The sequence below is a fragment of the Bacillus sp. FSL K6-3200 genome, assembly GCF_038630485.1.
GTDB classification, from domain to species: Bacteria; Bacillota; Bacilli; order Bacillales; family Bacillaceae; genus Bacillus; species Bacillus safensis.
Map to the genome: position 1 here is coordinate 2,157,940 of NZ_CP152032.1, position 11,730 is coordinate 2,169,669.

12 protein-coding genes are annotated in these 11,730 nt (G+C 43.0%); 10 read left to right on the plus strand and 2 right to left on the minus strand.

Going from position 1 to position 11,730, the window contains the following annotated elements:
- The first annotated feature begins 232 nt into the window (after positions 1–232).
- From MHI60_RS10865 to MHI60_RS10905, 9 genes are all read left to right on the plus strand, one after another.
- On the plus strand, positions 233–688 hold the full coding sequence (locus MHI60_RS10865) for a DUF6376 family protein (protein WP_144472104.1): 456 nt from the start codon (positions 233–235) through the stop codon (positions 686–688).
- Positions 689–794: 106 nt separating this feature from the next.
- The gene (locus MHI60_RS10870; protein WP_012011272.1) at positions 795–1,100 is read left to right on the plus strand and encodes a metal-sensing transcriptional repressor; all 306 of its coding nucleotides are present in this window, start codon (positions 795–797) and stop codon (positions 1,098–1,100) included.
- Between the two features lie 72 nt (positions 1,101–1,172).
- On the plus strand, positions 1,173–1,379 hold the full coding sequence (gene copZ / locus MHI60_RS10875; protein WP_012011271.1) for a copper chaperone CopZ: 207 nt from the start codon (positions 1,173–1,175) through the stop codon (positions 1,377–1,379).
- Positions 1,380–1,459: 80 nt separating this feature from the next.
- Positions 1,460–3,895, plus strand: coding sequence for a heavy metal translocating P-type ATPase (locus tag MHI60_RS10880; protein WP_144472106.1), 2,436 nt, complete (start codon positions 1,460–1,462; stop codon positions 3,893–3,895).
- Entirely contained in the window at positions 3,892–4,026 is a 135-nt protein-coding gene (locus MHI60_RS10885) for a hypothetical protein (protein WP_260856563.1), read from the plus strand. Before MHI60_RS10880 ends, MHI60_RS10885 begins: the two co-directional genes overlap by 4 nt.
- A 373-nt stretch (positions 4,027–4,399) precedes the next feature.
- The gene (locus MHI60_RS10890; RefSeq protein ID WP_039181428.1) at positions 4,400–5,677 is read left to right on the plus strand and encodes a cation:dicarboxylase symporter family transporter; all 1,278 of its coding nucleotides are present in this window, start codon (positions 4,400–4,402) and stop codon (positions 5,675–5,677) included.
- 17 nt (positions 5,678–5,694) lie between these two features.
- Positions 5,695–7,140: an aspartate ammonia-lyase gene (aspA, locus tag MHI60_RS10895; RefSeq protein WP_144472108.1), complete on the plus strand. Its 1,446-nt coding sequence runs from the start codon at positions 5,695–5,697 to the stop codon at positions 7,138–7,140.
- A gap of 106 nt (positions 7,141–7,246) precedes the next feature.
- Positions 7,247–8,563, plus strand: a complete 1,317-nt coding sequence (locus MHI60_RS10900) for a HAMP domain-containing sensor histidine kinase (protein WP_144472110.1) — start codon at positions 7,247–7,249, stop codon at positions 8,561–8,563.
- A complete protein-coding gene (locus tag MHI60_RS10905) occupies positions 8,560–9,492 on the plus strand; it encodes a response regulator (RefSeq protein WP_095409570.1) in 933 nt (310 codons plus the stop codon). Before MHI60_RS10900 ends, MHI60_RS10905 begins: the two co-directional genes overlap by 4 nt.
- Before the next feature lie 19 nt (positions 9,493–9,511).
- Here the strand turns inward: MHI60_RS10905 and MHI60_RS10910 are convergent, their stop codons facing one another.
- Positions 9,512–10,117 (minus strand): TetR family transcriptional regulator C-terminal domain-containing protein, encoded by a 606-nt coding sequence (locus MHI60_RS10910; protein ID WP_095409569.1) that lies wholly within the window; start codon positions 10,115–10,117, stop codon positions 9,512–9,514.
- Between the two features lie 88 nt (positions 10,118–10,205).
- Here MHI60_RS10910 and MHI60_RS10915 point away from each other — a divergent pair, with 88 nt between their 5' ends.
- A complete protein-coding gene (locus MHI60_RS10915) occupies positions 10,206–10,754 on the plus strand; it encodes a hypothetical protein (protein WP_144483513.1) in 549 nt (182 codons plus the stop codon).
- Between the two features lie 37 nt (positions 10,755–10,791).
- On the opposite strand, the gene MHI60_RS10920 is transcribed toward MHI60_RS10915, so the two are convergent.
- Positions 10,792–11,730, minus strand: coding sequence for a metal ABC transporter substrate-binding protein (locus tag MHI60_RS10920; protein WP_144483510.1), 939 nt, complete (start codon positions 11,728–11,730; stop codon positions 10,792–10,794).

The window sequence follows — 11,730 nt, forward strand, 5'->3', positions numbered from 1 at the left end:
TAAACATAACATTTGAACGGTTTCCTAAAGGGGAGTAGCTTTTACGGTTTGGTCGTCACTACAGAAACATTCGTTGTTTCTCGGCCATTCCGGCATGAACAATGTTAGCCAGACCTTTGCCTATCACACATGAGGCAAAGGTCTGGCTATTTTTAAGGTCTTTTTGCATCTGTGTGATAGAGAAGCGGAACAAATGATGCTTTTAATCCTACAGATGAAAGGATGATCGATCTTGAAAAAATACGTGATGGCTTGTCTATTTTCCGGAACGCTTGTATTAAGCGGATGCTCCGGCTTGCTTGATCAGGTCAACGATACAACGACATATGTCACTGAGGCAAATGACTATGTGACAGACATTCAGCAATTTACAGAGGAATTTCCAAAGCTCGCTGAAGAAGCTGTACAAAACGCCGCCAAGAAAACAGAATTAACGCAGCAGCTTGAATCATTGAAGGCAGACATTCAAGATTTTAATGACGTCACAGCGCCAAAAATGGCAGAAGATCTGCATGCGCAAATCATTGAAAAAAATAAAGTGCTGTCAGAGGAGATCCAAACGTATTTACAGCAATTGAAAGCAGGCGATATTGATGTTGCCTCCTTACTGGAGGATCAGCAGGGATTGATGAAACAGCTTCAGCAGTCCGTCAATCTTTTGCAGGATATCGAACAATTAACAAACTAGGACAAACACAGCTTTATATGCGGTGCTCAGCATATCTTTGCCTTTTCCGGTGGAGATATGCTTTAATTTAGGTAAAGACAAGTCATAATGGAAAAAAGGTGATCACATGACAGAACATGAAGAAAGACATATGGCTTCGCCTAGAGCCGAGAAGGAAAAGGACCAATTGATCAATCGCTTGAAACGAGTGGAAGGACAAGTTCGCGGGATTCAGCAAATGATTGAAAACGATCGTTACTGTATAGATGTTGTGAATCAAATCTCCGCAGTCAATGCGGCTTTGAAAAAAGTCAGTCTTCATTTGATGGAAAAGCATACACATCATTGTGTTGCCGATGCTATCAAGAGCGGCAATGGGGATGAAGCGATTGAAGAGTTAATGACGGTCTTTACGAAACTAACAAAATCGTAGCATTTATGTTTACATTGATACCCTACTAGGGTATAGTAAATTGTAGAAAATGATTGATGGAGGCGATGAGAAGTGGAACAAGCAACACTTCAAGTGCAGGGCATGTCTTGCGGACATTGCGTGAAAGCAGTCGAAGGAAATGTAGGAGAACTAGCAGGTGTTGAATCTGTGAAAGTCCATTTAGACAAAGGAGAGGTGGAAGTTTCATTTCACCCAGATCAAGTCACGTTGCACCGTATCTCTGATGTAATTGAAGAACAGGGATATGATGTCGTATAAATGAACATACGTGCTGCAAAACAGCACGTATTTTTTTCAAAATATAATACCCCCATGGAGTATGTGGAGAGGTGAGATCAATGAAAAAAGAAATTGACTTTCAAATTACGGGGATGACCTGTGCGGCTTGTGCAGGGCGCATCGAAAAGGGATTGAACAGGCTGGAAGGTGTGGAGGATGCCAGTGTGAATTTGGCGCTTGAAACTTCCCATATCGTCTATGAAACAGAGAAGCTAACCCAAGATGATTTGAAACGAAAAGTTCAATCTCTTGGCTATGATGTGGTGATGGAGCAAGCAGAATTTGATATAGAGGGAATGACGTGTGCGGCTTGTGCAAACCGAATCGAGAAAAAAATTAACCGAATGGACGGTGTTGATAACGGATCTGTAAATTTTGCGCTTGAGACACTTCAGGTCACATATCATCCGGGCCAAACGTCTACAAATGACATAAAAGATGCGGTGCAGTCTATTGGATATTCTTTAATTGAACCAGCTGCAGATCAAGCAGAGGAAGGAAAGAAAGATCATCGTCAAGCAGCAATAGAGAAGCAAACGGCACGCTTTTTATTCTCGATGATTTTGTCACTGCCGCTTCTTTGGGCAATGGTCAGCCATTTTTCTTTCACGTCCTTTATTTGGCTGCCAGAAGCGTTCATGAATCCATGGGTACAGCTGGCGTTAGCAGCGCCTGTACAGTTCATTGTCGGCTGGCCCTTTTATGTAGGTGCGTATAAGGCTTTAAGAAATAAAAGTGCCAATATGGATGTTCTCGTCGCTCTTGGGACATCTGCCGCGTTTTTCTATAGTTTATATGAAAGCATTCAGTCAGCGGTTCAAGGCACACATGAGGCAGCCCTCTACTATGAAACAAGTGCTGTTCTTATTACGTTGATCGTGCTCGGAAAATTAATGGAAGCAAGAGCAAAAGGAAGATCATCAGAAGCGATTCAAAAGCTGATGGGCTTACAGGCGAAAGAAGCGGTTATCGAGCGAGATGGCAGACAGATGACTGTGCCTATTTCTGACGTGAAAGTGAATGATCTTGTGTTTGTCAAACCGGGGGAAAAAGTGCCGGTAGATGGAGAGATCATAGAGGGGACAACCGCAATAGATGAGTCTATGATTACAGGAGAAAGTCTGCCTGTTGATAAAACAGCAGGAGATATGGTCATCGGGGCAACGATCAATAAAAATGGATTTATCAAAATAAAAGCGACTAAAGTCGGAAAAGAGACCGCTCTTTCACAGATTATCCGAGTCGTAGAGCAAGCACAGGGCTCAAAGGCACCGATTCAAAGGATGGCAGATCAAATATCAGGGATATTTGTTCCCATTGTTGTAGGAATTGCTGTGCTCACATTCCTCATATGGTTTTTCTTTGTTGACCCAGGAAATGTGACGTCAGCACTTGAAACCTTTATAGCCGTCATTGTCATCGCATGTCCGTGTGCGCTCGGTCTTGCCACACCGACCTCTATTATGGCTGGCAGCGGCCGTGCGGCTGAATCAGGTATTCTGTTTAAAGGCGGAGAGCATTTAGAAGTGACTCAATCACTCGATACGGTCGTGTTAGATAAAACAGGGACTGTGACAAAAGGAGAGCCTAGTCTGACAGATGTGCTGGCATATGCCGATTGGACAGAAGATACGCTGCTGCAGCTAGCAGGTTCGGCAGAACAGCAGTCGGAACACCCGCTTGCCCGAGCGATCACAGACGGTATGAAGGAACAAGGTCTTGAAGCGGTCGAGATTGAAGCCTTCCAAGCAGATCCAGGTCATGGAATTGAAGCAATAGCCGCTGGGCACAAGCTTTTCATTGGCACACGGAAGCTATTACAGAAACATCATATCCAATATGATCAAGTTGAAGCATCTGTCACAACGCTGGAGGAACAAGGAAAAACGGCTATGCTCGTTGCGATTGACGGCGAAGTCGCCGGCATTGTAGCAGTGGCAGATACGATCAAATCATCCTCTCCAAAAGCCATCGCTCGTTTGAAAGAGCAGGGAATTCACGTTGTGATGATGACAGGTGATAATAACCTAACAGCAGAGGCGATTGCGAAACAGGCGGGCATTGATCATGTCATTGCTGAAGTGCTTCCTGAAGAAAAAGCGGCTCACATTGCGGCACTTCAGGAACAAGGAAAAAAAGTCGCCATGGTCGGAGACGGTATCAATGATGCCCCAGCCCTGGCAACAGCGAATATTGGGATGGCGGTAGGAACAGGGACAGACGTTGCCATGGAGGCGGCAGATATTACGCTCATGACAGGAGATCTCCATGCCATTGCAGATGCGCTGGAATTTAGTAAAAAAACGATGAGAAACATTAAACAAAATCTATTTTGGGCGCTTGCCTATAACTGTATTGGGATACCGATCGCTGCATTTGGTTTTCTTGCACCATGGCTTGCAGGAGCGGCAATGGCCTTTAGCTCTGTCTCCGTTGTGCTGAATGCGCTCAGATTGCAGCGATTGAAACCAGTTAGAGAGGGAGTGGCAGAATGAAGCTGAATGTCAAATGGGTTTGGACCGTTAGTGCATTGCTCTATGTTGCTCTTGTTCTTATTGGATATGCGATTTATGACGAATTTTATTCAAATCAACTTCTACCGAGTGAACAGATGCAAAATCATTAAGACTTCGCCAAAAGCGAAGTCCCGGCGTGTAGACAAACCCTCGCATTCTTTGTCAGGTCTGTGCGCCAGTGCTCACGAATGTCTATTCGCTCCGCGCTGGTGCTCGTCCTTCCTAGACTTCAAAGGTTTTCTATCACGCTGAAAAGAAGACAACGTGTGAAAACAAAATCACTTTAACATGTTGTCTATTTATTCTAAGACTTCGCCAACAGCGAAGTCTTTTTTTTACAATATTGTGGAAAAACCCACCTTTTTAAAGATTTTTCATAAAAAATTCACTTCTTTTTGTTCTTTTTTGTCGTTTTTTGTAGGTTCGTCGTTAAGATGCGATTAAGCAACAAAGAAAGCGTTATCAATAAAAGGGGGTTCACGTATGAAAAAGTTAGGGTTAGCTTCTCAAATACTCATTGCACTTGTTCTGGGTGTTGTCGTGGGAGCGCTGTTTTATCAAAATGAAACCGTTATTAATGTGTTAACGCCGATTGGCGATATATTCATCCATTTAATTAAAATGATCGTTCTTCCAATTGTTATTGCTGCATTAATTGTAGCAGTTGCAGGTGTAGGAGATATGAAAACGATCGGAAGACTCGGAGGAAAAACAATTCTTTACTTCGAGATTGTGACAACAATTGCATTAGCAGTTGGACTGCTTGCAGCAAACGTCTTCCATCCTGGTACAGGAATTGATATGAGCAACATGGAGAAAGGCGATATCTCTAAATATGAAGAGACATCTAAGGCTTCTTCGGAAAAAGCGACTTTCTCTGAAACATTGGTGCATCTTGTACCAACAAACGTTTTCCAATCTATTGCAGAAGGTGATCTATTACCAACCATCTTCTTTACAGTCTTATTCGGATTAGGAATTGCCGCAGTAGGAGACAAAGGAAAACCAGTATTAGGATTCTTTGAGGGTATACTCGAAGCGATGTTCTGGGTGACCAATAAAGTGATGAAGTTTGCACCATTTGGTGTATTCGCGCTCATCAGTGTGACGGTGATCAAATTCGGGGTCGGAGCGCTTCTCCCGCTAGGTAAACTGGTACTTGTCGTTTACGGTACAATGGCATTCTTCGTCATTGTTGTACTTGGCATTATTGCCAAAATGGCTGGAACAAGCGTCTTTACACTATTTAGAGTATTAAAAGAAGAAATCATTCTTGCTTTCTCAACAGCAAGTTCAGAAGCTGTACTACCTAGATTAATGGACAAAATGGAGAAGTTCGGCTGCCCGAAAGCGATCACGTCGTTCGTTATTCCAACAGGCTATACCTTTAACTTAGATGGAAGTGCCATCTATCAATCGATTGCTGCGATATTTGTTGCACAAATGTACGGCATGCCGCTTTCCATCTATGAGCAAATTACGTTACTATTAATCTTAATGCTGACATCTAAAGGAATGGCTGGTGTACCAGGTGCATCGATCGTTGTAGTCATCACAACTCTTGGTGCTATGGGACTGCCGCTTGAAGGATTAGCCTTCATCGTTGGGATCGACCGTCTTCTTGACATGGTTCGTACAACAGTTAACGTATTTGGGAACTCACTTGCAGCCATTGTCATGTCTAAGTGGGAAAAAGTATTTGATCAAGAGAAATCGAAGAAGTATATTGAGGAATTAAAGCAACAAACAAAAGCAGCGTAAAAAGGAGATCTTTTCAAATGACGAAGCTACAGGACAAGCAAGTTCGAATCGAACGAGACTTTCTAGGTGAAAAGGAAGTAGACACTCAAGCATATTATGGAATTCAAACATTACGTGCAGTGGAGAACTTTCCAATTACAGGCTACCGTATTCATGAGGAACTCATCAAAGCATTAGGGATTGTCAAAAAGGCAGCCGCACTTGCAAATATGGATACACAGCGACTATACTCTGGCCTTGGAGAAAAAATCGTTCAAGCCGCAGATGAGGTCATCGAAGGAAAATGGAACAATCAATTTATTGTCGATCCAATTCAAGGCGGGGCCGGCACTTCAATGAATATGAATGCCAATGAAGTCATTGCAAACAGAGCGCTTGAACTACTAGGAAAGGAAAAAGGCGCTTACAGTGAGCTAAGTCCAAACACGCATGTGAACATGTCGCAGTCAACAAACGACGTTTTCCCAACAGCGATTCATATTTCAACATTGAATATGATTGAAAAACTACTTTATACGATGGAAAACATGCATCAAGTCATGACTGAAAAAGCGCAGGAATTCGATCATGTCATCAAAATGGGACGCACGCATCTTCAGGACGCTGTCCCAATCAGACTTGGACAAGAGTTTAGTGCGTATGCAAAAGTTCTTGCTCGTGATATTAAACGTATCAAGCAGTCTAGACAGCATTTATATGAAGTCAATATGGGTGCAACAGCAGTTGGAACTGGATTGAATGCGGACCCTAAATATATTCGCCAAGTGGTTGGCTATCTATCTGACATTAGCGGATTACCGTTAGTTGGTGCTGAAGACTTAGTCGATGCAACGCAAAATACAGATGCTTATACAGAAGTATCGGCTGCGCTTAAAGTATGTATGATGAACATGTCTAAAATGGCGAACGATATTCGTCTGATGGCTTCTGGTCCAAGAGCAGGCTTTGGTGAGCTGCACTTGCCGCCGAGACAGCCAGGTTCATCCATCATGCCAGGGAAAGTCAACCCAGTTATGCCTGAGGTCATGAACCAAGTGGCATTCCAAGTCATTGGGAACGATCACACAATCTGTCTTGCATCAGAGGCTGGCCAGCTTGAACTGAATGTTATGGAACCAGTGTTAGTGTTCAACTTGCTTCAATCTCTCAGCATGATGAAAAATGTATTCGAGTCCTTCGTGGACAACTGCTTGCGTGAACTAAAAGCAGATGAATCTAGATTAAAAGAATATGTAGAAAAGAGTGCCGGTGTCATGACGGCGGTGAACCCGCACATTGGTTATGAAGCGGCTGCACGAATTGCAAGAGAAGCCATTCTTACAGGCGCATCTGTACGTGAGCTTTGTCTGCAAAATGATGTGTTAACAGAGGAAGAGCTTGATGTCATCTTAAATCCTTTTGAAATGACAAAACCAGGTATTGCTGGCGCATCACTTTTAGAAAAAGATCGTTTAGAAGATTAAGCGGCATCATGAGAAGCGCACACCGGCAAAGTTCCGGTGTGCGCTTGTTTGTTTTTCTTAAGCTCACATAGTATACTATCGTCAATTATTAGGGATGTGACTGCGTTTGAATCTACTGAAAAAATGGCTGAATACAGAGCCTTATTTAATTGTTCTGCTCATTTTACTAACGCCGATCGGCGGAGAGTTTAAATTTTATCCATTTGAGGACAGCTTTCGGGTCAGCTTTGGAACCGTTGTCTTTTTCTTTATCCTGCTTCAAATGAAAAGATTCCCGGCATGGGCAAGCGGGATCATCGCCGGGATATCTGTTTTTACGTTTCGCGTGCTGATTGATACAGCCGTGACAGGGCATCTTCCGCTGGAAGAGGCGGTTTCATTAAGATTTCCTTCCCTTCTTTATTATGTCGTCTATGGCACACTCTTTTATTTATTGAAGGTGAGACGTTTCCGCGATCAGCCTTGGCTGATTGGAGCGACAGGCATCATCATGGAGCTGTGCGCGAGCGTTGTTGAGATCATCGCACTTCGAGGCACCATAGATGAAATTTTAACGGTGCGGACGCTGTTTCAATTATTTGTTTTGGCGATTTTCAGAAGCTTTTTCGTGTTGGCTTGTTATACAATGATTCGATTATATGAAGAGCAGGCGAGAGAGCGTCAGATGAAAAAGGAAAGGGAACATCTGCTGATGCTTCTGTCTAACCTTTACACGGAATCTACATATTTTCATAAAACACTCGCACATGCTGAGCATATTACGGCCACATCCTATCAATTGTATCAATCCCTTCACCATGCAAAGGGTGCGGAATCTTTGGATTTGAAAAAGCTCGGTAAAACCGCCTTGCAAATTGCAGGAGAGGTGCATGAAATCAAAAAGGATAACCAGCGAATTTTTTCTGCCTTATCAAAGCTGATTCATGAGGAAAATTTCCAGGCTTATGAGAGTCCTTCTCATATCGCTGGGCTTGTGATACGCATTCATGAAAATTACGCAGAATCTCTTAAAAAAAACATCGTCTTTCATTATGATGAAGATGGGAAGCATCCCGCCTATCACGTGTATACCATTCTATCTTTGTTAAATAACATCGTATCCAACGCTGTTGAGGCCATTCCTGTAAATGGAGAGGTGTCACTTTCTATTTCACAGAAAGAGAACCAGGTGATTTTTCAAATCAGTGACAACGGACCTGGCATTAAAGAACGTAATCATCATGTGATTTTTAAACCAGGCTTCACTTTGAAATACGACCAGGTCGGGAATCCATCGAGTGGTATCGGGCTTGCCTATGTAAAGGATACAGCGGAGAAGCTTGGCGGAAGTGTTGAGATGAAGAGTATCCCAAATAAACAAACGATTTTCACATTAACGATACCAGTAGATCAAGTCAGTAGAAAAGAGGGGATTGGGAGATGAGATTTTTTATTGTTGATGATGATGAAGCCGTTCGCTCTTCACTGGCTCAGCTTATTGAAGATGAAGAGCTTGGCTTTGTGGCCGGGGAAGCAGAAGATGGCGCAGAGTTAACAGCCAGCTACTTAAATGATTTGCACATTGATATCTTATGTATTGATCTATTGATGCCGGAAAGGGACGGGCTTGAAACGATTCGAGCAATCAAGGATGAGTTTCATGGGAAATACCTGATGCTGTCACAGGTTGAAACAAAGGAATTAATCGGACAGGCGTATACGCTTGGCGTCGAGTATTATGTGACAAAGCCAATCAATCGTGTAGAGGTCTTAAGTGTCCTCCATCTTATGATTGAACGTCTTCATTTGGAGCATTCAATTGAAAATATTCAGCACTCACTCAAATCGGTCATGCAATTTCAGCAGCGCGGTCAGACGAAAACGAAGCAGCGGGGGAAAAGTCTTGCAGAGGCTGGTCAGTTTTTGCTGGCAGAGCTTGGTATTGTTGGTGAGAAGGGGTCTAAAGATTTATTAGATATGATTCTGTTTACAGACCAGTATTTAGCGATGCATGCTGATCATCATGATTCCTTTCCTTCTTTAAAGATCATTTTCAATGGGATTACGGAGGATAAATTAGGTGATCCCTACACATCGGCAGACATTGCAAGAGAAGCAAAGGCAGCCGAACAGCGGGTAAGGCGTGCGATTAACCAATCATTAAAACACATCGCATCACTTGGGCTAACCGATTTTTCCCATCCAACGTTTGAAAATTACGCATCTAAATTTTTCGATTTCACCATCGTTCGAAAGAAAATGAGTGAATTGACCAAAGAGACGAGTGGAAGAGAAGAACACACCCGCATCAATGTGAAGAAATTTGTGCAGGTGCTTTACTACGAAGCAAAACGTATTTTTATGGAAGATTAAAAAAAGACATGCTCTCCAATTAAGGAGACATGTCTTTTTTTGTGATGGATTGCAGGTGCATCTGCAGTACGGAGCGTATGAGCTGAGGCGGTATACGTTCGGGCTGCACGATTCCATTCAATGCAAGCCCATTGATGACCGCATAAAGCCGCTCAGTTTCAAATAAAAGATCGATATCAGTTAGCAGCAGCCCATCCTCTTTCAATTTCATTAAACAATATTGGACCGTTTGGAAAAGCTCGTCATACATCTTTGCATTGAGCGGCTGTAGATCTGGTTCAGTCAGCGCCTTGACTGTAAAAGCCTGCCACACCTCCATTTCAAATTTTCGTTCTTCATCAAGTGGAAGAAGCTGCTCCAATAAAGTGAGGACATTTTCCTCCGTTGAACCGTTTAATGAAAGCCCTGTAATCCGCTCCTTGACTCTTTCCTGAATTAAACTCATAGAGAAGAGAAATAACTCTTGCTGTGTGGAAAAATAATGACGCATAGAGCCGGCTGAAATTCCAGCTTCGACTGCTATTTTTCGTACAGAAGCGTTTTCCAATCCCTCTTGTTTAATCACTCTCATTGCAGCTTGAGCGACCTTTTGTTTTTGTTTATGGTGATCGACGATTTTTGGCATACATTGATTTTAGCATAGCTGTTGTTTTTTTAACACAGTTGTGTTATTTTTTATTTAATACAATTGTGTTAAAAAGGATGTGGGGAAATTGGTCGGGTTATTGATTGTGGCATGTGAAATTGGTTTTTGGCTGTTTATTCTAATGGGCTTAACGCTGCGTTATGTGTTTAAACAGAAAAAGTGGGGTGCTTTCTTTCTTGTCTGTACGCCGGTTTTGGATCTCATTCTTCTTGCGGCCACTTATATGGATTTAAGACAGGGTGCTATGGCGAGTGTCATCCACGGGCTTGCGGCTGTTTATATCGGTGTAAGTCTGGCCTTTGGACATCAAATGGTGAAATGGGCAGATGTCCGGTTTGCTTATCGATTTGCAGGAGGCCCGAAGCCAAAGGGAAAACCAATGTACGGTAAGGAGCGGTCTATGTATGAAATGGTCGGCTGGGCGCGGCATGTCATTTCTTATGTCATCGGAGCGGGGCTGTTATATGGTTTGACCTATCTCATCCAAGCACCTGAACGGACGGAAGCGCTGATGCAGCTTGTCAATACATGGGGAATGATCCTAGCCATTGATTTTGTCATTAGCATCAGCTACGTCATTTGGCCGAAAAAACATCCAGAAAATATAACAGGCTGACAAAAAAGACAGGCGGATTCACTCCACCTGTCTTTTCTTATGATGACAGCCCTTTGTAAATGGTGTCTATATTCCATTTCATCATCTTATAGTAGCTGTCTCCATCTTCACCTTCTTTTCCAATAGAATCAGTGAAGACTTTTCCTTTGATTGGAACCCCAGTTTCTTCAGAGAGGCTTTCAAGACTGCGTTTATCAACACTTGTTTCAAGAAAGAGAGCAGGAACTTGATGATCTTTAACAAAATGAATGATGCGCTTCATTTGTCCAGGTGTTCCTTCACTTTCTGTGTTGATCTCCCAAATGTAACCGGCTTTCAGACCATACGCCTCTGCAAAATACTTGAATGCTCCTTCACTCGTCACTAGGAGCTTTTTGTCTTTTGGCAGCTGATCAAACTTGTCTTTTGCTTCATCGTGAAGAGCTTGAAGCTTTTTCATATAGGCTTCTGCATTTTTTTCGTAATCCTCTTTATGCTCAGGGTCTGCTTGAATGAGCGCATCTCGGGCATTTTGGGCATAAAGGATCCCGTTCTCGACATTCAGCCATGCGTGGGGGTCCTGCTGGCTTTCAAGGCCTTTTGAAGACAAATGCTTCACTTTGACGCCTTTACTCAGCTTGGCTACAGGTGCATCATCCCCATCCTTGCCGCTCGATTCAAGCAGCTTTTGAAACCAGCCGTTCCCTGTTTCAAGGTTCAAGCCATTATATAGAACAAGGTCTGCATCCGTCGTATACTGAACATCCTTTGGCAGTGGGTCAAATTCGTGTGGATCTGTACCAATGGGAACAATGCTGTGAATAGAGACATGCTGCCCGCCTACTTCCTTCACAATGTCATAAAGAATAGAGTAGGTCGTGACAACTTTTAATGTGCCGTCATCTTTACCGGAATTACTTTGCTGGGTAGAACAGCCTGCGATGACCATAAGGGCAATGAATACTGCGGTCAAACGGATTGCAAATACCTTCTTCAT